Origin of the sequence: Prochlorococcus sp. MIT 1327 (genome assembly GCF_047304785.1) — a bacterium.
GTDB classification, from domain to species: domain Bacteria; phylum Cyanobacteriota; class Cyanobacteriia; order PCC-6307; family Cyanobiaceae; genus Prochlorococcus; species Prochlorococcus marinus_D.
In genome coordinates this window covers 1,446,565-1,469,170 of sequence record NZ_CP138972.1, presented here as the reverse complement: position 1 = coordinate 1,469,170, position 22,606 = coordinate 1,446,565, and the positions used below count along the sequence as shown (strand labels likewise).

21 protein-coding genes are annotated in these 22,606 nt (G+C 49.4%); 11 read left to right on the top strand and 10 right to left on the bottom strand.

Going from position 1 to position 22,606, the window contains the following annotated elements:
• Position 1 precedes the first annotated feature (1 nt).
• Positions 2-1,183 carry a 5-(carboxyamino)imidazole ribonucleotide synthase gene (locus SIB80_RS07185; RefSeq protein ID WP_236066095.1) on the bottom strand — a complete coding sequence of 394 codons (1,182 nt, stop codon included), beginning with the start codon at positions 1,181-1,183 and terminating at the stop codon, positions 2-4.
• 57 nt (positions 1,184-1,240) lie between these two features.
• Entirely contained in the window at positions 1,241-2,149 is a 909-nt protein-coding gene (locus SIB80_RS07180) for a carbohydrate ABC transporter permease (RefSeq protein WP_063415307.1), read from the bottom strand.
• An 84-nt stretch (positions 2,150-2,233) separates the two neighbouring features.
• Between SIB80_RS07180 and aroB the strand changes: the two genes are divergently transcribed.
• The gene (gene aroB / locus SIB80_RS07175) at positions 2,234-3,352 is read left to right on the top strand and encodes a 3-dehydroquinate synthase (RefSeq protein WP_063420183.1); all 1,119 of its coding nucleotides are present in this window, start codon (positions 2,234-2,236) and stop codon (positions 3,350-3,352) included.
• On the opposite strand, the gene SIB80_RS07170 is transcribed toward aroB, so the two are convergent.
• Positions 3,345-4,562: a class I SAM-dependent methyltransferase gene (locus SIB80_RS07170; RefSeq protein WP_063420182.1), complete on the bottom strand. Its 1,218-nt coding sequence runs from the start codon at positions 4,560-4,562 to the stop codon at positions 3,345-3,347. The genes aroB and SIB80_RS07170 overlap by 8 nt on opposite strands.
• A 31-nt stretch (positions 4,563-4,593) precedes the next feature.
• On the opposite strand from SIB80_RS07170, the gene SIB80_RS07165 reads away from it, so the two are divergent.
• Complete coding sequence (locus tag SIB80_RS07165) at positions 4,594-5,403, top strand: TPM domain-containing protein (RefSeq protein WP_063420181.1); 810 nt, start codon at positions 4,594-4,596, stop codon at positions 5,401-5,403.
• Between the two features lie 12 nt (positions 5,404-5,415).
• Here SIB80_RS07165 and SIB80_RS07160 read toward each other — a convergent pair whose 3' ends face one another.
• From SIB80_RS07160 to SIB80_RS07150, 3 genes are all read right to left on the bottom strand, one after another.
• Positions 5,416-6,192 (bottom strand): glycoside hydrolase family 104 protein, encoded by a 777-nt coding sequence (locus SIB80_RS07160; protein WP_011130043.1) that lies wholly within the window; start codon positions 6,190-6,192, stop codon positions 5,416-5,418.
• Between the two features lie 277 nt (positions 6,193-6,469).
• Positions 6,470-7,546, bottom strand: coding sequence for a hypothetical protein (locus SIB80_RS07155; protein WP_063420180.1), 1,077 nt, complete (start codon positions 7,544-7,546; stop codon positions 6,470-6,472).
• On the bottom strand, positions 7,540-8,385 hold the full coding sequence (locus SIB80_RS07150; protein WP_074160154.1) for a TIGR04168 family protein: 846 nt from the start codon (positions 8,383-8,385) through the stop codon (positions 7,540-7,542). The genes SIB80_RS07155 and SIB80_RS07150 overlap by 7 nt, the downstream gene beginning before the upstream one ends.
• A gap of 64 nt (positions 8,386-8,449) precedes the next feature.
• Between SIB80_RS07150 and nadA the strand changes: the two genes are divergently transcribed.
• A complete protein-coding gene (nadA, locus tag SIB80_RS07145; protein WP_370520986.1) occupies positions 8,450-9,442 on the top strand; it encodes a quinolinate synthase NadA in 993 nt (330 codons plus the stop codon).
• Between the two features lie 174 nt (positions 9,443-9,616).
• Here nadA and SIB80_RS07140 read toward each other — a convergent pair whose 3' ends face one another.
• Both SIB80_RS07140 and SIB80_RS07135 read right to left on the bottom strand, forming a co-directional pair.
• The gene (locus tag SIB80_RS07140; RefSeq protein ID WP_063420178.1) at positions 9,617-10,327 is read right to left on the bottom strand and encodes a lipase family alpha/beta hydrolase; all 711 of its coding nucleotides are present in this window, start codon (positions 10,325-10,327) and stop codon (positions 9,617-9,619) included.
• Between the two features lie 134 nt (positions 10,328-10,461).
• A complete protein-coding gene (locus tag SIB80_RS07135; protein WP_063420177.1) occupies positions 10,462-10,839 on the bottom strand; it encodes a hypothetical protein in 378 nt (125 codons plus the stop codon).
• A gap of 414 nt (positions 10,840-11,253) precedes the next feature.
• On the opposite strand from SIB80_RS07135, the gene SIB80_RS07130 reads away from it, so the two are divergent.
• Positions 11,254-12,045: an ABC transporter ATP-binding protein gene (locus SIB80_RS07130; RefSeq protein ID WP_063420346.1), complete on the top strand. Its 792-nt coding sequence runs from the start codon at positions 11,254-11,256 to the stop codon at positions 12,043-12,045.
• A 1,045-nt stretch (positions 12,046-13,090) separates the two neighbouring features.
• On the opposite strand, the gene SIB80_RS07125 is transcribed toward SIB80_RS07130, so the two are convergent.
• Positions 13,091-13,402 (bottom strand): thioredoxin family protein, encoded by a 312-nt coding sequence (locus SIB80_RS07125; RefSeq protein WP_205909698.1) that lies wholly within the window; start codon positions 13,400-13,402, stop codon positions 13,091-13,093.
• Positions 13,403-13,763: 361 nt separating this feature from the next.
• Positions 13,764-15,515 carry an ABC transporter ATP-binding protein gene (locus tag SIB80_RS07120; protein ID WP_063420176.1) on the bottom strand — a complete coding sequence of 584 codons (1,752 nt, stop codon included), beginning with the start codon at positions 15,513-15,515 and terminating at the stop codon, positions 13,764-13,766.
• A 500-nt stretch (positions 15,516-16,015) separates the two neighbouring features.
• Between SIB80_RS07120 and trpD the strand changes: the two genes are divergently transcribed.
• The 7 genes from trpD to gatA all read left to right on the top strand — a co-directional run bounded on the left by trpD (position 16,016) and on the right by gatA (position 22,535).
• On the top strand, positions 16,016-17,071 hold the full coding sequence (trpD, locus tag SIB80_RS07115; RefSeq protein ID WP_063420175.1) for an anthranilate phosphoribosyltransferase: 1,056 nt from the start codon (positions 16,016-16,018) through the stop codon (positions 17,069-17,071).
• A gap of 30 nt (positions 17,072-17,101) precedes the next feature.
• Positions 17,102-18,241: a glutamine-hydrolyzing carbamoyl-phosphate synthase small subunit gene (carA, locus tag SIB80_RS07110; protein ID WP_063420174.1), complete on the top strand. Its 1,140-nt coding sequence runs from the start codon at positions 17,102-17,104 to the stop codon at positions 18,239-18,241.
• A 73-nt stretch (positions 18,242-18,314) separates the two neighbouring features.
• Positions 18,315-18,671 (top strand): STAS domain-containing protein, encoded by a 357-nt coding sequence (locus SIB80_RS07105; protein ID WP_081215514.1) that lies wholly within the window; start codon positions 18,315-18,317, stop codon positions 18,669-18,671.
• The gene (locus SIB80_RS07100) at positions 18,668-19,075 is read left to right on the top strand and encodes a Mini-ribonuclease 3 (RefSeq protein WP_063420173.1); all 408 of its coding nucleotides are present in this window, start codon (positions 18,668-18,670) and stop codon (positions 19,073-19,075) included. Before SIB80_RS07105 ends, SIB80_RS07100 begins: the two co-directional genes overlap by 4 nt.
• A 14-nt stretch (positions 19,076-19,089) precedes the next feature.
• Positions 19,090-20,697 carry a 23S rRNA (guanosine(2251)-2'-O)-methyltransferase RlmB gene (rlmB, locus tag SIB80_RS07095; RefSeq protein ID WP_063420172.1) on the top strand — a complete coding sequence of 536 codons (1,608 nt, stop codon included), beginning with the start codon at positions 19,090-19,092 and terminating at the stop codon, positions 20,695-20,697.
• 44 nt (positions 20,698-20,741) lie between these two features.
• The gene (locus SIB80_RS07090; protein ID WP_169189981.1) at positions 20,742-21,038 is read left to right on the top strand and encodes a DUF1816 domain-containing protein; all 297 of its coding nucleotides are present in this window, start codon (positions 20,742-20,744) and stop codon (positions 21,036-21,038) included.
• A 36-nt stretch (positions 21,039-21,074) separates the two neighbouring features.
• On the top strand, positions 21,075-22,535 hold the full coding sequence (gatA, locus tag SIB80_RS07085; protein WP_063420171.1) for an Asp-tRNA(Asn)/Glu-tRNA(Gln) amidotransferase subunit GatA: 1,461 nt from the start codon (positions 21,075-21,077) through the stop codon (positions 22,533-22,535).
• Positions 22,536-22,606: the final 71 nt, after the last annotated feature.

Sequence of the window (22,606 nt, the reverse complement as noted above, 5' to 3'; positions counted from 1 at the left end):
TTTAAGCGCAAACGGTGTCCTGCGTCGGCCAAATTGAGCGAATGTGCTTTAAGGCTGTTTCCGCCTCGAGCTGACGGCTGGGCGCATCAACACCATTAAGCAGCACGGTCACATGACCGAGCTTGCGGCCTGGAGTTTCACAATCTTTTCCATACCAGTGCAAATGGAAGCGATCACAACTGCGCAGCTTCGCTAGGCGCTCATCTAGAGAGGACTCAGCCCCTTTTTGCAAACCTAGAAGATTCACCATTAAGGCGCCAGGTGCATGGAGATGGGTTTCAGGCACTGGCAAGCCCGCCGCGATACAAAGTTGTTGATCAAACTGGCTGCTGCTGCAGGCTTCGATCGAAAAATGTGCGGAATTATGAGTGCGAGGTGCAACTTCATTGACCTGTAGTCCGTCTGGTCCGTAGAAAAATTCAACAGCAAGCACGCCCACGTAATTGAGCTCTGTTAGAAGAGACGCTGCCATGTTGTAGGCCATCATTTCCACAGCATGATCAACACTCGCAGGTGCAATCACCCAATCACACACCTGTTGGAACTGATGAGTCTCAGCAAGAGGCAGGCTACGAACACGGCCCTGAGCATCCCGACTAACAACAATGGCTAATTCCTTTTCGAACGACACCCAGCTCTCAAGCAGCCATTGAGCTGGATCCACTGAGCGCAGAAGTTGCGATAAATCCTCGACACTCTTGAGAACCTTGGTTCCTTTGCCGTCATATCCCCACCGACTTGACTTGGCCATCACCGGAAAGTTCCACTCCCTAGGAAGCTCTGGCTGAGCAAAAGAAATCGAACTCAGCAAAGTCCAATCAGGGCTAGGAAGATCTAGCTCACCAAGCAACTGACGCTGCGAGATTTTGTCGACCAATGGAGCAAGCGCAGTAAGAGACGGAGAAAAACACACCCCTTGTTGTTCAAGGGGAATCAGAGCTTCAATATCGACCCATTCGTTCTCAAACGTGACGCCACAACAGCCCTGCACGAGCTTGCCAGTAGCTTCTACATCCACTGGGTCGGCCAAGACAAGTCGAGTTGCTTCAACAGCAGCGGGATCAATTGCAGATCCAGACTGCACGACAACATCCACAGCGCGTCTTTTTGCTGCTTGCGCCAACATCTGAGCCAACTGACCACCACCGACGACCCCAATCATTGGGCTTTTAACGCTGCTCATGCAGAGAGAATCAACCACGCAATCCTGCAAGCATTGCATCCCAACAAAATTGAGATTTCAGAGCAAGCCCTGATCACCAGCAAAGGCCAAACGCACAGCAGTGAGCAATAGGACCAAAAGGAAAAGCGCCAAGCCCACCGTGCAGGCATAACTGATCTCAAGCTCAGCAAAAGCCTGGTCGTAAACGTAGTAGACAAGGGTTCGAGTGGTGTCGGCGGGTCCCCCCTGAGTCATCAAGAACACTTCTTCGAACACTTTTGTGGCCGCAATCGATGAAACCACCGCAACCAAGGTTACGTAAGGCCGCAACAACGGCAGTGTGATGTCGATGTGTTTGCGCAAGCCATCACTACCATCAAGTTCGGCTGCCTCATAAAGCTCTTTAGGAATTCCTTGGAGGCCAGCAAGAAATATCACCATGTAATAACCAAGCCCCTTCCACAGGGTTACAAGCATCACTGCCGGGAGTGCCAAGAATGGATTCGTGAGAAAGCCAATCGGCACGAAATCTGTGCCAACAAAGGCGGAAAGCCAGCCATTGATAAGACCGTTCTCTGCATAAAGCCAACGGAATGCGATGGCCGCAACCACAATCGACACGAGCACGGGTGTATAGAACGCACCGCGTAAAAAATGAATACCTGGTAAGGAACGGTTCAACAACACCGCCAATGCAAGAGAACCCAAAACAATCGGTGGAACCACCCCAACCAGGTAGATCAAAGTATTGATCAGCACCTTAAAAAACATCGGATCACCAGCAAGACGTCGCAGGTTGGCCAAACCCACAAAGACAAGGGGGTCTGTAACGTCGAGACCTGTTTTGGTGAAGCTCATCAAAAGAGCCATCAGCGCTGGTATCAGCACCGACAAGCTGAGTAGGACAAGCGCAGGCAAGAGGAATACCCATGCCACAAGAGTGGTCCGCCAAGACTGTCTTAATCCCCGAAACAGAGGACCAGCCATCACCACAATGCCTGTACTGACAGGAGATTACGTGGGAGCGTTTGATGCCACCCGGCAAACTGAGATCAGCAGACTTGCTCTTTCATGTCCGCTTTCGTGAATATCGACGCCCATCGCATCCCAGTAGCACTGAGCCACCAGCCCTACGAGGTGGTCATTGGGGGGGAAGGCTTGCGGGGTGTTGGTAAGGAGCTTCGCCGTGCTGGGCTGAAAGAGGGAATCAAGGTATTGGTTGTAAGCAATGCTGATGTTGCTGAGCCATATGGTGATCTTTGCCTCCAAAGCCTTAAGGAGAGCGGTTTCAGGCCCACTCTGCTGGTGATCGAGGCCGGAGAAGATCAAAAGACGCCAGTGAGCGTGGCGTTAATTCACGATGCAGCCTATGAAGCAAAGCTAGAAAGAGGATCCTTGATGGTTGCTCTTGGCGGTGGGGTCGTGGGCGACATGACTGGATTTGCAGCAGCTACTTGGCTAAGAGGTATCTCGGTGGTGCAACTTCCTACAACCCTTCTGGCAATGGTGGATGCCGCGATTGGTGGCAAGACAGGCGTCAATCACCCGGGCGGAAAAAATCTGATCGGAGCATTTCACCAACCAAGGCTTGTATTAATCGATCCCTCAACTCTGAAAACATTGCCAGAACGTGAATTCCGGGCAGGGATGGCCGAAGTGATCAAATACGGGGTGATCGGTGATTCAGCACTTTTTCAACTCCTAGAAGGCATTCAAGAACTAGACACACCATCACAACTCCATCAAGACCTTCTGGAGAAAATTCTCGAACGTTCAGCACTCGCGAAGTCGAGAGTGGTGAGCTCAGATGAACGAGAGGGCGGGCTGCGCGCCATCCTTAACTACGGGCACACCTTCGGGCATGTGGTGGAAACCCTCTGTGGCTATGGAACCTGGCTGCATGGTGAAGCTGTCGCCATCGGCATGGTGGCGGTTGGGGAGCTGGCGGTGTTGCGACAGAGCTGGAGCAGGGATGATGCCAACAGGCAAAAGTTGCTGATCGCAAAGGCAGGGCTGCCGATTGCTTGGCCCAAGCTAGATCCAGAGGAGGTGCTGTATACCCTGCAAGGGGATAAGAAGGTCAAAGATGGAAAGCTTCGCTTTGTGATTCCCACCGGCATTGGCAACGTCGAAATCAAAAATGACGTAAGCAGAGAAGAAATCCGAAAATGCCTATCAGAGCTCAGCTAAGTGGGTCCTCTAGGAACCGGCAGCGAAGTTCACCGACCTCAGCATCAAGAGATGGTTTGGGCCTCAACTCAAAAGCCAACCAACGAAACTCTCCCAAGCCGACTGGATCAACAAGACGCAACAGTGCTTCCCTTCTATTGAGGGCAGCAGAGAGCTGACTGGTAGGAAGACTTTGGAGAGCATGAAGCCTCTCTGCCAAGCCAAGTGCCAAGAGTGCTTGCCCCTGTCGAGACTCACCGAGAAAGGTCCAACCCTGCTGTTCGGCCTGGAGTTGAAGAGTTTCGAGACACAGATGTGCAGTGAGATCCCACCGACCGGGATCTTGAAGCAATGCACCACTAGCTCTCTGCTGGCGATAAGCCATCAGAGTTCCGCAGGGTCTCATCACGCTGTAATAACGACGGGCCTCGAGGGCATAGTCGATGACAAGTAAGGGGCCGCAAAGCAGAGCAGAGGCTGCCTGACTCAACCACGATTTCAGTTCACCATGCCATTCACTGCACCAACCATCAGCAGCATCAGGAGGGGGGATCTGAATGCCCAAACACATTCGGGCCTCAGTTAAAGCTGAATGCAAAGCGTCTGTAAGAGAAAGCTCAGTGAAGCGAAGATGAGCAACCGAATCGACGTTCTCAAGACAAACACCCTGCCGCCATAGACGTTGATCGCGCCACACCAACCGCTCCACCGGCAGAGCATCCAACATTTCATGAGCAAGCATCACGCCGATAGCGGGAGCTTGAGCCAACTCATTAAGACTTCGCCAGTGAATCGGCACACTGGTGACAGATTTCAGTCGCTCTCGTTGTCGTAAGGCCATGGCCTTATTGCTCTCCACCAAAACCAGCTCCAGTCTTGGTATCAGCGCTGGGCACAGATCCTCCAGGGCTGAGATCAGATCAGCACTTAAATCGCCTTCACCAGGCCCCACCTCTATCAACGATAAAGACTTTCCCTTGTCAACACGCTGCTGAAGTTGCTGGAACCAATCAACCAGTTGTATGGCCAAAAGTTGGGCAAAGTCAGCTCCTAAGGAAGGAGAAGTCGCGAAATCACCCTGACGACCAATACGAAGCTGACCGGAGGCATAGGCCCCATAGACTTGGTCATGCAAGGCCCAGTCCATGTATTGATGGAAGCTGATGCTCCCTCCAGCCTGAACTATTCGGTTGACCAACCAAGCTGGACAAGGCACAGAGCAGAGATCCATTCGAGAGAATGCCTGTCACTGAAACAGGCCCATGGGAGCACATCAGAGGAGAAAAATCTTGAAAAACCTGTTGGCATGGTTATTTTGCTTGCTTTGTTGCGCAGGATCGGTTTACGCCTACGACAATCCTGAACTCCTTCCCCAGCAGCAAACACCAGTGGTTGATCTGGCGAAGGTCTTCAGCGAAAAGCAACTCACCAACCTGGAAAAATCACTAGACGACTATGAGACGAGAACAGGCTGGAAATTACGTGTACTGACCCAGTACGAACGAACTCCTGGGCTTGCAGTTCGAGAGTACTGGGGGCTTGATGAACGTAGTTTGCTGATTGTCGCCGACCCACGCGGTGGAAATCTGCTCAACTTCAACGTGGGTGATGCGTTATATGCACTAATGCCTCGTACCTACTGGGTAGAGCTGCAAACCCGCTATGGGAACCAGTTTTACGTGAAGGATCATGGCGAGGACATCGCAATCCTCGATTCACTCAATGCCGTAGAAACCTGTTTGGATCGAGGTGGTTGTCAATTTGTACCTGGGCTGCCATTGGAGCAATGGTTGTTGACATTCACCACATCGCTACTTGGTGGTTTGGTTGCTGGCTTTGCTTCCTACCCCAGGAAAGAAGGTGAACTGATCGCTTGGCCTTGGTTATTGCTCGCTTCCCCGCTATGGATCATGTTGTTTGGAATCTTCGGGATTGCCCCTGTCGTGTCGCGAACTAGCGATCTTCTACCACTCATTCGCAACGGGCTGGGCTTTTTGGGAGGAGCTGTAGCGGCATACGTTATTGCTCAAGCAACATTGGGGGGTAGGCAAAAGCGAGAGTCAGAGCCTTAGCTTCAATTGATATCAGCGACTTTGAATGCTGCAAAGAATTGTGGGGGGTTTGCAGACAGGTCTCCTAGCTGCGTCATTACCAGGTGCAGCAAGATCTTGACGGCGCTGATCCCTGATCGACCTGAGCTGCGCCAAGTTGAACTTGTAGAAACCAAGCAAGCTGGAAAAGCGTTTGACAGGCTGGCCGTAGTAACTCCTGCCGCTCAGAGTGGGGAATGAAGCCCATTCAGGCGCAAGTTTTGCTGCTAATAGAGGGGTCATAAACCCTGAATCGGTAAGACCTAAAGCCTTGCGACGTTGAACAAGAAAGAGAGCTCCCTGATCCTGAACTTCTGGACCAAAACCACGCAAACCAAGACTGCGGGTCACCATGTCCCAGGTAAAAGGCATGAATTGATAAGCCCCTGCTGCAGCACTTGCATATCGAGAGGAGTAAATGACTCGATTGGGATGACGATCTAATGAGGCCATGAGACCTCCACCAAACATCACTCGATAACCAAGGTCATGCCCATTCTTCCAAGTACCTTCGGCAAAGCGAATGGTGTTGAGAAGGGCCCGCCGCTCCGGGGTGATCACATATGGCAATGCCGCTGAGGGAACCTGTTCTGGATTACTTAGCGACTGGGAACGTGCTGTCAGCTCAAGAGATGGAAGTGAAGGAGGGAGAGGGATATGGGTATTGGTTGCTTGCGCTGCTCCAGCTGCTATTGAGAAAGGGAGAAAACCAGCTGCGACTGCTGATAGAAGACGATAGACAGTCGATGCGGGAGCGATCATTCGTTGCATTCAGAGAATAAAAACCCTTGGAATGGGGGAAGGTTTGGGCAATTCCCAGAAGCGAATGGGAGTTGCCGATGAACCAAGGGTGACTATTAAACCAAATTATTTAATAATCGGGTTGACTTTGACGAAGCTGACCCAAAGGGACAGCCCTCGTGTGCCGGTGCGAGGATCGTCCACATGCGGCAATGGTTGAGTTGGGCCCAAAGATCGCTGAAATCCAAGTTGAAGAATCAGCGTTGTGCATATTGAACGATCTAAGATTTTTGATTAGTAATTCTGATTAAGAGACCAGTTCAACTACAGCACTTGCTGCCTCCACGGATCCATCGACAGCCAGCGGTTGCTGAGAAGCTGGTATCAAGGGTTGATCTAACTCCCATTCTCCAAGCTCGAGGGCCTCGCGCTCAAGCAGCCGATGTGCTGCATGGCTTTGTAAGCCGTTGATCAGTGCTACCGATTCTGCAAAGCCTTCTCGAAGAACCACATGAAGGCCGACACCCAAGCTGATGGCTTCACAGAAACTGCTGTAACCAGGCTTCCCAAGGTGCCTAGAGCAGTAAGGAAGAGCATCGACAACTCGAATTGACCTGGGTAGATACAAAACATTGTCAGGTGATTGCCTTCTCAGAAAAGTGTCAACAGATCGTGGTCTGGGCATCAAAAAGAGGTGATCAGGCCAGCGTTGGAATAACTCTGAGTCGAGTGCCAAACCCAGCCCGCCAAATCCCACCATCACGATTGGACCTTGAAAAGATTCAAGTTTCTGCTGGAGTCCTAGCGGTAGTGAACGAGGTAAGGACGCAGTTATGCCCAGGCTCTGTTCAGGTAGCCCCCAGTCCATTGCAAGTGAGAATGGGCAACGTAACAACTTCTGCCCACGTGAGTATTCAGCTGACGCAGCTTCAGCATGGGTAAGAAAAGAATCTCCTAGAGGGGCGTAGATCTCATCCCAACCAAAGTTGCCCATCCATACCAAAGGAACACCAAGCTGATCAGCTAACTCAGCAGCAGCAGGTGGAATGTCAGCAAGTACAAGTACCGACATCTGTTGAGATTGGATCCAAGAGACCTCAGCCTCAATTTGGGAAGGAATATGTTGTTCAAGTTCCTGCAAAGCCTTGAGAGTGGCCATTTGGTCAATGGCTAAGGCATTCGCCTGAACCATGCCCACATCCCAGCGCAGTTTGCGGTGTTCGAAAGGGACACCTTGCAGCGCAAGGTTGAGGAATTGGAAGTCCACATCCGTACTCACTACGAATCGCCATTGCGGCTGAAGACGATGCAGTTCTATAAGAACAGCTGCCTGGCGTGCTGCATGGCCATAGCCATGGCTGCTCAAGCAGAGGTAAATCAGCACTGTGTCACCAATGGTGTGGCTCCTTCAAAAAGAATCTGTTCATAGGCCAAGGATGAATCTGGAAGAAACCAACGGTGGCTCACCTGACTGAGCTTTCCATGAAGGAACTCGACCCAGGAAAAGTGACACAACTGACGACCAGAGGAATCACTTCCACGCCGCGGTACACAAGCAGCATTGAGAAAGACAGTGCCAAAGCGATCCTGAACACATGTTTGCCGCAAGCCTGTTCCGCGTTTGAGTTCATGATGCATGTGGCCAAAGACAACCAGATCTGGCAAACGATCCATACGGATCCGATCAAGGGCCATCGCAAGATCCTGATCGCCCCAATCGAGAGCGGGAACTTTCCAATCGCGACCACAAGGGCTCTGAGCATCTGAGCCGAGACCCGTCGGACCGGAATGAGCCAATATCACTAAGGGCCATTGGGATGGTGCCTGCTTTGCAGCGGCCTCAATCCGGTCAGCAGATTCACTGGCCGACATCGGGCCAAAAACAGCCTGAACGGCTTTGGCGAGGTGAAAGCCACCACCAGCACTACAAGGGCGGGCCCCAACGACAGCAATCGGTGGAAACTGCCATTGGCGCAAGCTCCAACCGCAATGACGGTCGCCCAATAAGGTCAATTGACGTCTGAGGACTGCGCCGCTGTGATCACGTCCGTGGTCATGATTACCAAGAATGACAGCTGTCGGCAGAGGAAGCTGTTGTATTGCTTTGACCAACTTGAGATCACCTTCACTGAGATCACCTACAAACAACACAGCATCTGGCTGAAGTTCAGTCAGTAAGTTCTGATCATCAGGTGTCCAAACACCATGGAGGTCTCCAACGATGGCGAGGTTCTGGTGTGACGTGGCAAATGTCTAGGCTATGGCCATACTGCCCTAGATGGTCCGAATGACCGCTGTTTGCACCGCCAAGACGGTCTCTCCAGTGCCATCAACTAGGAAAGAATTAAAGGGTGCCATTGCTGAGCTACGCAAAAAACTCAATGCCGTGATCCTGGCTCACTACTACCAGGATCCAGAGATCCAAGACATCGCCGATTTCATTGGTGACTCCCTGGAACTATCACGTAGAGCTGCTAGCACAAATGCTGATGTGATCGTGTTCTGCGGGGTTCACTTCATGGCAGAAACAGCAAAGATTCTCAGCCCGGAAAAAATTGTATTGCTACCAGATCTCGAAGCGGGGTGCTCCCTTGCTGATGACTGCCCAGCAGATGAGTTTACTGCTTTCAGAGACAAGCACCCAGACCACATTGTGGTGAGCTATATCAACTGCACAGCTGCTGTTAAAGCTCAAAGCGATCTGATCTGTACAAGTAGCAACGCTGTGGCACTTGTAAATCAATTACCGAAGGATCAACCAATCCTTTTTGCTCCAGATCAAAACTTGGGCAGATGGGTTCAAAAGCAGAGCGGCAGAAAACTGACGATCTGGCCTGGACGCTGCATGGTGCATGAAACATTCAGCGAAGAAGCTCTACTAAAATTAAAAATCATGCACCCCGAAGCAAAGGTAATAGCCCATCCGGAGTGCCTAGAAAATTTACTAGAATTAGCGGATTATATTGGCTCAACGAGCAAATTACTTGAATTTACCGAGATAAGTTCATGCACAAAATTTATCGTACTAACCGAACCAGGAATCCTGCACCAGATGAAATTAAGGAACCCAAAGAAAGAATTTATGGATGTTCCAGGTATTGACGGATGCAGCTGCAATGAATGCCCATATATGCGATTGAATACATTAGAAAAGCTATGGAGCTGCTTAAGCACAATGAAGCCGTCAATAGAAATCGAAGAGGAGGTACGTCAAAAGGCTTATATTCCTATTCAACGCATGCTAAGCATGAAAGAAACACAGGAGTCTAGCGAACATTAATGGTTCACGGTGAAGCTGAGGATCAACACAACAAGAGGGAATTTCAGAAATAATTATTGTTAATTTTAAGATAGTATGAAAAAAACTAGCCAATACTGCGAAATAAAAAGAGACAAGAATATTTAACTTTTTAAGTATTTAGGAAAATAGTACGGAAACTAAAACCTTCATGCCTTAGGCATATCCCATAGCGTAAGGCCACCATTGTTCTATTCGCTCTATTGAGCCATACCAAGTAGAGCCAAAGAGGCCTCCGTGGGCTGTGTCATTGAGAACAAGATTTCGAGATTGAGGAAGAAGTGCGGAGCTGACAGGGACTAAGCCATCTCCCTCTAATAGAGGGTCATCTGAGATGCTGCGATAGGAGTTAGCTGCGGTATACCTGGCAAACTGGCTGGCATTTGGACTATCGAGTGATAATCGACCAGCAGTAGACAAATAATCTACATGATCAGCATAAAAACAAGCTGGATAGAGAGTATTAACCTGGGACCGCAGAGGGGTGGCACGAACAGCTTGATGCGGACTACCTAGTGTTATGAGTCGATTGCAAGATTTATATCCACTATAAACTCGACCAGAAAAGGGGTGTTCACCGAGATAAAGGCGAAGCATGACACCACCCGAACTATGACCTATAAGTGTCACCTTTCCTGTATTGGAACGAGACTGAAGGTCTTGAACAATTGAATCCACTCGATCAAGGAGTCTGCGCCAACCAATGGCCCATGAAGTGAGCAGCCAGTCAAATTTAGAAGAAGGTACGACCTTTACAATCGAACCTTGATTGTTCTGAATCCAGCTAGCCAAAGAGGCATAGGCCTCATCTGTGATCAAGAAACCGCCTAGGATTAAAACAGGTTGATTAGGATCAACAGATTGCATGGAGTAAACTTAATTCGCAGAGGGAGTGATGCTTGAGATAAGATCACTATAGCAAATTGGATAGAATATTTAAACAGATGTAGCCATTATAGAACAAATTAAATTAGAAATAAGAGTAAAAAAATCAAAGCCAATCAGATTTGATCGTGGTAAACACCAAGTGTTGCACCTCCAAATAGTAATACAGCGATAACTAGGGGGAAGATCATAAAGCTTTTATCCTGGAATGGGAGTTGGAAGATTAGAATCATAAATCCAACCAAAGCTGAAGTAAAATATCCAATAGCAGAAGCCGTGAGTAGGAAATCTGAGATTGGGAGACGCAAGCCAGGAACGGCTAGAATCCTGCGAACAGACTTTAAACCATAAACAAAAGTGAGTATTGTAATAAGCAACATTAACCCTAGCAAGATCCACCATAAAGACTGTTGATTATAAAGAAGCCACCATGAATAACAAGAAAGGAAGAATGTGATCAAAGTAATGATGCGATAAAAAACAGTTTGCTTCATTAGTTGACTTTATTCTCGAATATTCTATGTGGGAAGAATAGCTTATTGTAATACAGATCAAATTGATTAGAAAGATATCCTTACGATATTATCGCATGGATAAGTAGGTAAAGCTTTGTACATAGAAGTCATATGGCGTTCGGATAAGAACTTCATACCATCGGGAATGGATTGAAAAGGTTATAATATGGAAAATGATGTGCAAGAGAGAGTGAAATGCAAATAAAAGGTCTTATCATATAAATGGAAAGGATATTAAGAGAATGGCTTATATAACTATGTGGTGATAGCGAAAGGTAAAAGTGTAAGATTATTGTTGCATAGAAAGACATGAGACAGCAGTTGCTTGACTGAAAAGTAAGAAAGAAGATAATGAAGGGGCAAAAAAATTATAGAAATTCTGGTCTTAAGCCAATGAAAGACGAAAACCCATGGCTGGACATTAATGACGTAGAGGCATGGCTTGGCCCTACCCAAGTTTTTAGAAACCTCTCCTTAAAATTGGAGCAAGGAGAAAACACGGCAATTCTAGGGCCAAATGGATCTGGCAAAACAGCATTGGTAAAATTAATTACTCGAAATATATACCCCATTGTAAAAAGGGGTTCTACGCTAAAAATATTCGGCAATAAAAAAATTAAATTAAATCAGCTTCGTTCGCGTATAGGGGTTGTTTCCACTGACCTGGAGGTACGCACACCAGATTATATTAGTGCTAAGGATGTTGTGTTATCTGGACTTTATGGCTCTATAGGAATTAACCGTAACCGTAGCCCGAAAGAAAAAGAGATCAAAAAAGTACAGGACCTTATTTCAGAGCTTGGACTTGAAGACATTGAGGCAAGATCATTCGGTCAATTATCAGATGGAGAAAGGAGGCGACTATTAATCGCTAGGGCAATGATAAATGAACCTGAAGTTTTAATATTAGATGAACCCACAAATGGACTGGATCTGAAAGCAAGACACCAGTTACTAAAATACATTCGTATTTTATGTACTAGCAAAACTACGATCATTTTAATAACACATCGAGTAGAAGATATAGTAAAAGAAATGCAACGAATCATATTCCTAAAGAAAGGAGCAATCATTCGGGATGGAGCGACTAAAGATCTACTACTATCAGAGCCACTAGGAAAACTCTATGAGACACCACTAGAAATTATTTATGCTAATGGATATTATCAAGTTATCCCAGGGTAGTTACAAACAATAAGTCAAAGCAAAAAACGTGTATTGACAGCATTAATCTATTATTAGCACAATAGGAAAGGTCTATTGTAAGATTTTGAATAATAAATAAGGTTCTATTCTGAAAAATCAGTATTGTATTTAAAGAAATCAAGCCATGATTAATATGATCAATAAACTTATGATAAAGATTATTAGGAGTGTCTGCCAGCGTAATCTAAATACTGAACTTAATGGGGTGCTTCTTGATAGATTAATTTGACTGCTTCTAGTATTTGACCCTAATGGAGTTCCACAGGTCATGCAAACCAACCGACCGGCAAGCGAACGGTCGGCCTTAAACATGGAGCCACCACAAGAACTACAGTATTTAGAGCTCATGAAGTCGGTGGAGTGAGAACAAGAGCAAATCTAGAGTTGATAGGGAATTCACGTGATATCAAACTATAATTTTAGTCTAGCGAGATACGCAAAAGTCATCGCTACAACATACAAATGAACGTTGCCTAAAAAGAATTATGAATAAACTGCCGAAATCCACAAATACGGTTGATAGGAATATATTTAATTTATAAAAAACCTAGGCTTATATGGATAAATAAAATTGCAGAGAGAATCAAGAAATAGATAGAGGTTCTAATAAAACACTGATTATTATTAGTGAAAGGGGGAAATGAAGAATAGACTAATCTTGATATTCTAATAAAACAGCAACTGTTGAGTTTTTAGTTAGTAAAGTTCATGAGTAACCGAATGATCAACAAGGCCTAATATTGTGACTAATGTTAAACAAATAATTATGTTGATTATAATAATAAATATCTAAATACAAATTATGAGTGCAAACCTTCGGATAAAGCATATTTAGTTAATACCGAATAAGCTGAAGAGTAGAATTAGATCAAATATTTTCCCTCATACCCGTCGAACTAAGAGTTGTAAATTTAAAAATTTCTGGATAACTAGTCACTCAAGTGAAATAATAGTCGATTAAATGTAAATAGATAATTTATATGAAAAGAAGAAAAGGGCTAACAGTTAGTAAGTATAAAAAGTATTAGTGAATTTCTATTGAATCCAATCTTTTACGAAAATCTCCTTTTGGCATCCCTCCTTTAAGTTCACCATGAATAGTAAATTCACCCTCTGGATCACTAACTATTAAATAAGTAGGCCAGCCCATGCCAACTTTGTTTGGGTATTGGGCAAGCAACAATCGCCGGTATCGGCGATAAGTATCTGTGTCCTGAAGCATAACATTGACAAAGCCATATCCAAGTTCCTTACTGACGGCTTCATCGTAATGACTCATGCGGTGACAGGTACCACAATCCTCTGAGCTGAACTTAAAAACTGTGATTGATCCCATGGAGATCGTACGTTCATGACAATCAAGATTATAGGTTACCATAAAATATCGTATAAGCAAAAGGATTAAATTCACAGCAGGTTATTTGCTTATATTACTGCATAATCAGTAAAAGTTAAATTTACTAATTTAACTTACTTGATATCCACAACGTCTGGAAATAAAAAGTAATTGGCCGGGAGGATATAGGTGGATATGAAATATCAAAAACTGTAAATACCTGGACGCAATGTCTAATTGGCTGACTCAATAGCAAAGAAAGTTGATTCGATATAACATTCGAGAATTTAATAGATAAGACTTGTTTTATGCGAGAATGACTATGAATCAAATAATAGCTCAATATTAACAATGGCTTTGCTTAGGCAGCAGCTTCCATTTGATCACTTGCCTGCTCCCGTTCCCATAGTCGGCGGTATGGTCCCTGGACAGCAAGTAAGTCAGTGTGATGGCCTTGTTGGACAAGCCGTCCTTGTTCGATAACAAGAATCCGATCACAGGCAGCTGCCGCAGAAAGCTGATGGCTAATCATCAGGATTGTCTGATTCTGTTGGGCACGAATCGAGCTCAGAATTGAAGCAGCTGTTTTGTTGTCCACACTTGCTAGAGCGTCATCAAGAACCACAACAGGAGCCTCCACTAAAAGTGCTCTGCCAAGAGCAGTTCGTTGACGCTGCCCGCCACTAAGAGTGATGCCTCTTTCGCCTACAAGCGTTTCCAATCCATCCGGGAAGCCCCTGATGTCATCCATCAGTCGGGCCTGCCTCGCAGATGTTTCAACTCGCTCCATGGAGGCCTGAGGATCGCCGTATCGAAGGTTATCGGCGAGGCTGCTGGTGAATAGATAGCCCTCTTGCGGAACAAGTGCCACATTGCTGCGTAGATCCTCGAGCAGCAAATCATTGACATCATGGTTGTCAATGAAAAGTTGCCCCCTTGGAACGTCCACCATCCTTCCGAGAGCTCTTGCCAGGGTCGTTTTCCCACATCCCACTGGCCCCACCACGGCGACGAGTTCACCTGGATTGATAACAAAGCTCAGTCCCGACAGCGAGTCGGTCTTGCTTTTGTCGTAGCGAATCCGCAGTTCACGTGCTTCGATTCGTCCTTTGAGCGGCGTTTCCAGGATTAATGGTGTGGTTGGGTTGCGAATCATCGGTATACGCTGCAGAAGCTCTTCCACACGCTCCAAGCTCACCTGACCGGTCTGAAAAGTGTTGAGGGTGAAACCAAGAAGTGCAGTAGGAAAAACTAAGCGCTCTACAAAAAGAATCAAGGCCACCAATCCGCCGATGCTGAGGGTGCCTTGTTCCAGTTGGCCGCTGCCAAGTGCCAAAAGTAGGAGCAGTGAAACCGAAGAGATTCCACCCAGCAAGGGGAAGAGGGTGCTGCGAGTTCGTGCCAGGCGAATAGCACTGTCTTTGTAGGTGTTGTTTCGCTCAGCAAAGGCATCCTGTTCAGGTTGCTCCTGGCCATAGATCTTGATGGCACTTATGCCTGAGAGATCCTCCTGGATCAGTTCACTGAGACTTGATAGCGCTTCCTGCTGGCGTTTTTGTTGACGCATCATTCGCCCCCCAAACAGTCGCACAGTGCCCAGCATGACTGGATAGAGAGAGATCGCGGCCAGGGTTAATCCTGGGTCGATGGCCAGCATCGCTGGAAGAGTGAAGCAGTAAGCCAACAAGGTGTTGGTAAGGCTAAGAATCGCGAATCCAAGTAGACGACGAATGTTTTCAACATCGCTGGTTGCGCGGCTGATGACTTCACCACTACCGGTCTCCTGCACCCAGCCGGGTTCCTGCCTAAGCATGTGGTCAAAGATGCGCTGGCGCAGGTCCACCTCCACTTGGCGACCAACACCGAACACCAGTTGCCTAGACACCAAACGCACGATGCCCATGATGCTGGCGAGAATCACAATCCAGCTGGCCTGGCGCATCACGTCAGTGATGGCAAAGCCTTCTTGGAGATCATCAATGATGCGCCTCACCTCTAGGGGGATGATGACGCTGACAATATTCACCACCACGAGGGCGATTGCACCCATCAGCACAGTGCGGCGATGGGGCTTTAGGTAACGACCAATGAGATCGAGGCGAAATGCTGCCATGCAGGTATCGCTACATGGTTCTACCTATGCAGCCAGTTTGATGAGCGAGCCTAGAGGGATTCTTGAAACGTTGCGATCACAGATCCTTAGCTAATGCGCATTAGAACCATCCAATCCAGGTGAATGTGGGCGATTAAGTAGCGTTGCTGCTCACTAACGAACGACCTCCGCATGTCGATCTGGTATCTATGCCCTGATTGTTGATTGGAGTCATCGTCCTTCAGGGGTGCAAGATTTTTAGTGTGAATTTCTTAAGATCCTCGAGTTTTTGGGATTGAATGACGCAGGGATAAATGCCTAACAGCTTTGGCCTTGGCGCTAGTTCCAGCGCTCAGAAAGTCGTTCCTATCCAGCTTCAATAGCGCCGTTTGGATGGATCAGAGTTCTTTCTTGCTGTTCTCTTGTAGAGATTCTCGCCATTAGCAAGGTTTTAAGGGATAGTGGTGTTGTCCCCATCACCCGGCCCGGAGTGCTTTGCACCCGGGTTTTTTTCTGCTCCCATGCCTACTTCAGCTACTGCATCTCCCTCTTGGTCGCAAATCCTCGAGATGCTGCTCGAGGGACAAAACCTTCCCGAGGTGGAAGCAACTGCCTTAATGGAGGCCTGGTTGGCGGAACAACTAACCCCTGTGCAGACCGGTGCGTTTCTAGCGGCTTTGCGAGCCAAGGGGGTAACCGGAAGTGAGTTATCAGGCATGGCACAGGTGTTGCGAGGAGCTTGCCCCTTGCCTTGCCCATTGCCAGACATCCCTATGGTCGACACTTGTGGAACAGGTGGCGACGGTGCAGAGACCTTCAACATCTCAACCGCAGTGGCGTTTACTGCTGCCGCCTGCGGGGCGAATGTGGCTAAGCATGGCAATCGCAGTGCAAGTGGCAAAGTCGGTTCAGCAGATGTTCTTGAGGGCCTGGGTCTGCAGCTCAAGGCCCCTCTTGTCTCTGTGGTGGAGGCCCTGGCTGAGGTAGGCGTCACATTTTTGTTTGCCCCAGCCTGGCACCCCGCTTTGGTCAACTTGGCCCCATTGCGGCGCAGCCTTGGAGTGCGCACCGTGTTCAATCTTCTCGGTCCACTGGTGAATCCTTTGCAACCGAATGCCCAGGTTCTCGGGGTCGCTAAGGCTGAGCTACTCAATCCAATGGCGGAAGCATTGCAACGGCTTGGCTTGCAGCGGGCCGTCGTTGTCCATGGCGCTGGTGGCCTTGATGAAGCGTCCTTGGAGGGAGTCAATGCAATGCGTTTGCTTGAGAATGGTCACTTGCGACAGGCATCGATCGATTCGGCAGAACTCGGTCTTACTAGAGCTCCTTTGCAGGCTATCCAGGGGGGTGATTTGGCAACAAATCAAGCGATTCTTTCCGCTGTACTTCAGGGAGGTGGCACCGCCCCTCAAAGGGATGTGGTGGCATTGAACACAGCCCTAGTGCTCTGGGCTGCTGGCCTACAAGATGATTTACGAGCAGGTGTTTCTACTGCAAAGGCTTGCCTGCAGGAGGGCCTCCCTTGGCAGCGGCTAGAAGGGCTCCGCATGGCACTTGATCATCAAATTGGAGAATGAGACTGCGATGACTTCGGGATCCTTCTGCTGATGATTGCTTCATCGCGAAATTCGGCGATCTTGATGCTTGCTGATGGCACGGTGCTTGAGGGGGAGGCCTTTGGTCATCGCGGTGACGCGATGGGCGAGGTGGTTTTCAACACGGGCATGACGGGTTACCAGGAAGTACTTACAGATCCCAGTTACTCCGGTCAGTTGGTCACATTCACCTATCCAGAGTTGGGCAACACAGGCGTAAATCTTGATGATCAAGAATCATCCCGGCCTCATGCAAGGGGTGTCATCGCCCGTCAACTCTCCCCAACGCCGAGCAGTTGGCGTTGCCAACAGTCGCTGCAGAGTTGGCTTGAGGAGCAAAGAGTTGTTGGTATCTCAGGTGTTGATACCAGGGCGCTTGTGAGACATCTGCGCGAGGTCGGAGCCATGAATGGCGTCATAAGCAGCGATGGTTCCACCCCTAAGCAGCTGATAGAACTGTTGCAGCAGGCTCCATCGATGGAGGGATTAAACCTTGCAGATCAGGTCTCAACGAAAGATCCATACAGCTGGAGATCGACTTGTGCTGTGGGCTTTGATCAAAGGTTGAAGCGACACATTGATTCGCCCTATCGCGTTGTCGCGATTGATTTCGGTATCAAGCGGGCCATACTCGACCGTTTGGTCGCTCACGGTTGTGAGGTCACCATCCTGCCGGCCAGTTCCGATTTAGCCACCGTGTTGAGTTCACAACCCGAGGGCGTATTTCTATCTAATGGACCTGGTGACCCTGCTGCCGTGACTGGTGGTATTGCCCTAGTTAAAGATCTTCTCAATAAGGTTGATATCCCCCTGTTTGGCATTTGCCTGGGTCATCAGATTATTGGGCTTGCCATGGGTGGCCGTACTTTCAAATTGGCCTATGGCCATCGCGGGCTCAACCATCCCTGCGGCACAACGGGGCAGGTGGAGATCACCAGTCAAAACCATGGATTCGCTCTTGACGCCTCGTCTCTGTCAAAGGTCAACGTGGCTGTGACCCATCTCAATCTCAATGACCGCACTGTTGCCGCGATAGCGCATCGGGATCGACCTGTTTTTGGTGTGCAATACCACCCGGAGGCGAGTCCTGGTCCTCATGATGCAGACCACCACTTCGCTCACTTTGTTGAGCTGATGGCAGATCGTCGCTGAAGCGTGGTGCGGATCACTCAGTATCACTACACTTCGTGCCATTGCGTCCCGGGGGACTGGTCCCATCACCGAATTGCAGCGACTGACCGTTTCTCTAAGAGGGGGTTTTGAAAGGCGGCAGGGTTGTCTGGTGTTCCAGTTCACTGGCCAGCTAGACGCTTATTCCGAGAAGCAGTTCATCACCTACGTAGAGGATGTGCTCCTGGCCAATGCTGCTCCTTTGGTTATTGACCTGAACAAGATTGACTTTCTTGACTCTTCTGGCCTAGGGGCTTTGGTTCAAACTGCCAAGAAGTGCACCGATGCCAAGCGGTCATTTGCCCTTGTGGGCAATGCAAGGGTCGTCCAAACTGTGAAACTTGTGCGGCTTGAGGATTTTCTCCACCTGGCAGTTGATCTGCGTACAGCTTTAAATCAGTTGAAAGCTTGAACAATTGGATTCGTAGTCAGTCAGCGATTGGCGGTGCTAATGAACTGGGACCGTTGCAGTTGGCTTGGCTTGGTGATGCTGTTTGGGAATTGCATCAGCGACTGCGTCATTGTTACCAACCTGGCAGATCTGAAGATCTACATCGAGCTGTTGTTGACGAGGTTAAGGCCGCTGCTCAGGCAGAAGCTCTGCTTCGCCTAGATCCGCATCTTTCAGAACTTGAGAAGGATTTGGTACGGCGAGGTCGTAACAAATCCGGACGAGGGCCACGCCGTGGAGATGCAGCGACCTACGGCAAGGCCACAGGATTTGAGACAATGGTTGGCTGGCTCTTTTTGCAAAATCCGGCGCGGCTTGCGCAGCTCTTGGATCAACTGGAGGAGACCGAACACGACTTGCTATAGCTTCTTCACTTCTTATGAGCTCCCGCTTTGATCGCCGTTCAGGAAACCCCCCTCGTGGTGGTCGTCCTAGAGGAGGTCGTCCTGGTGGCATCCAACGGGATGGCGATGGGGATTCTGGTCGATCTGCTTACGGGAGCCGCTCTTCCGGCAGCCGCCCATCGGGTGGTCGTTCCTCTGGAGCGCGAAGGGTGTATCGCTCCAGGTCTGATGGAGAAGCTGGTGATAGCCCTTCAAAAGTATTCAATAGTGAGAGCTCTGGGCAGGGCCGTTTGCGCCGGGACCGTCCTCGCTCTGAGCAGGGTCGTTTTAGCCGGGATCGTCCTCGCTCTGAGCAGGGGCGTGCAAATGAAACTGACAGAAAAGAGGCTCGTCGATTTCGTGATGAGAGACCATCACGACGTCGTAGCGATGAACGGCTAGGGCGACGTCCCTCCTTGGGAGAACGTTCACGTCCTGCAGACAGGCTGTTGTCGTCTAAAAGATTAGATCCATCAACTTCGGATCGTGTTCCAGAGGCAGAAGCATTTGGACCGGCTGCTGCCGATGATCTGCTTTGGGGACGTCATGCTAGCCAAGCTGCTCTGGAAGCTGGACGTCCGATTCATCGCATCTGGTGCACATCTGATTTACGAAGTGCACCAAGGTTTTTGCAATTGCTTCGTGAGGCCAAATCCTCAGGAGTACTTGTTGAAGAGGTCACCTGGGCTCGTCTCGGTCAACTCACAGGTGGTGCTGTGCATCAAGGAATTGTTCTGCAGACTGCTGCAGCGGAGACCCTTGATTTGCAAAGTCTGATCGAGGGATGTGCGGGTCTTGGGGAATCGCCCCTTTTACTTGCCCTCGATGGCCTAACGGATCCCCACAATCTCGGCGCCATTATTCGTTCTGCAGAGGCTCTTGGCGCCCATGGGGTTGTTCTCCCACAACGACGAAGTGCTGGTCTGACTGGTTCGGTGGCCAAGGTTGCAGCAGGCGCTTTGGAGCATCTACCAGTAGCGCGTGTCGTGAATCTCAATCGCTCTCTAGAAGCACTGAAGCAGGCAGGATATCGAGTTATTGGCCTGGCGGAGGAAGGGGACATCACCCTTCCAGATGTCGATCTAGACGGACCTTTAGTGATCGTGACGGGATCAGAGAAGCAGGGGATCTCTCTCCTAACTCGTCGCCATTGTGATCAGCTTGTACGCGTTCCATTACGAGGGGTTACTCCCAGTCTGAATGCCTCTGTTGCTACTGCGATGTGTTTATACGAGGTTGCTCGTCGTGGCTGGATGAAGGGGGTTCATGGCCAAACTCCATCACCCAGGATCGTGCGGCCTCAATGCCCTTTGCCGGTCATCTCTTGCGACTCCATTTCCGTGGAGTCAGAACCCATTGCCAAGACCAATCATTCGCCAATCCATCAGCCGGATGAGATTGAGCGGTTAGGTGAGGCTTTGCCGTCCAGCTTGGCTAACCAGCAACTTTGTTCCAAAGATTATGAGCCACCGATGGATTGCCAAATAGGGGATTTGCAGGCAGAAAGAACTTCGATTGAGGATGAGGATTTGCTGACCAGTCAGCATTGCAATTTTGACGTTCGTGAGGATCAATCACCTGATGAAGAGAGTGTTCAGGGTTGATCCAAAAGTTCCTTGGTAGCCGACAGCGGAACGCCAATTGGAACATGACGAGGCAAAATAATGCTCATCCGCCAACCTCAATCATGGGCTCATTGATTAGGCCGCTGCGTAGCCTCGTCAATGGCTTTGGTTTGGCTTGGTGGGGCAGGGTTGAAACCCGTGAACCAAATGTCACCTATTGGTTCGGCCCTTTTTTGACCCGAAAGAGTCTTGAGATCAAGCTATCGACCTTCCTTGCGGATCTCTCTTTTGAGGGACCGGCGTCTGTGAATCACACCCTCATGCGGTGTCGTCGCGTTGAGCCGCTGACGATCGCAGTCGAAGGCTGGTCAGACGACTGATAGCGTCGCTGCTGCACAGCACAGCACCACAAGCCGATGGCGATCGCTGAATGGCGTCAGCAACTAAAGCTCGGCGAGGTTTCCGCCAGGGAACTCACAGATCACCAACTTGCTCGTATCGCAGCGGTGGATCCCACTCTGCACGCTTTTCTAGATGTCACAGCAGAGCGAGCTCGTGCCGATGCCGATCGCATCGATGAGGCCTTGGCTGCGGGTGAGTCTCTGCCACCTCTGGCTGGTGTGCCTTTGGCAATTAAGGACAACCTCTGCACGAAAGGAATACACACCACCTGTTCCAGTCGAATGCTGGAAACCTTTATGCCGCCCTATGAATCCACCGTCACTGAGCGCCTCTGGCAGGCCGGTGCTGTGCTTCTCGGGAAAACAAATCTCGATGAGTTTGCCATGGGTAGCTCGACCGAGACATCTGCGTTTGGGGCTACATCCAATCCCTGGGATATCAGCCGTGTGCCGGGTGGCAGTTCTGGTGGCAGTGCAGCAGCTGTTGCGGCAGGTCAATGCATGGCTGCCTTGGGTTCGGATACTGGGGGCTCAATCCGTCAGCCCGCCTCATTCTGTGGGGTCGTAGGCCTTAAACCCACCTATGGCCGTGTCAGTCGTTGGGGTTTGGTGGCTTTTGCCAGTTCTCTTGATCAAGTTGGACCGTTCACGACCAACGTGGCCGATGCTGCTGAGCTTTTGCAAGTGATCGCAGGATCTGATCCTCGTGACTCAACTTGTCTCAATGTTGCTGTTCCCGATTATTGCTCTGCCCTTTCGCAACCAATGTCTGGTGTACGCATCGGCTTGATTCGAGAGTGCTTTGATCAGAACGGCTTGGATGCGCAAGTGAAGAGAACAGTTTTGGCAGCTGCAGAGAAGCTGCAATCCTTGGGAGCGGAACTGGTTGAAGTGAGTTGCCCACGCTTTAGCGATGGCATCGCCACCTATTACGTGATTGCCCCGTCGGAGGCTTCAGCCAACTTGGCGCGTTACGACGGTGTGAAGTACGGCTACCGAGCTGAAGGAGCTGATGCTCTAGCCGCGATGACAGCCCGAAGTCGCGCAGAAGGTTTTGGTAGCGAGGTGCAGCGACGCATCCTGATCGGCACCTATGCCCTGTCGGCTGGTTACATGGATGCTTACTACAAGAAAGCCCAGCAGGTCCGCACATTGATCCGTCAAGATTTTGATGCGGCCTTCCAAACGGTCGATGTGCTGCTGACACCCACATCACCTACCACTGCATTCCAAGTCGGTGCTCACGCTGATGATCCACTTGCCATGTACCTGGCTGACCTACTGACGATCCCAGCCAACCTGGCTGGCTTGCCTGCCATCAGTCTTCCCTGTGGATTCGATGACGATGGCCTTCCCATCGGGGTGCAGTTGATTGCCAATGTGCTGGAGGAGTCTCGTCTCCTACAAGTGGCTTTTCACTATGAGCAAGCAGCAAACGTGATGGCAAATCACCCGCAGGGAAACTTCATTCCCTAAACGATCTCTTGCGCTAGATGCAGCGTTTGGCTACATGAACAACCCTGCATCTTGCGCCTCCTCCTAGGCTG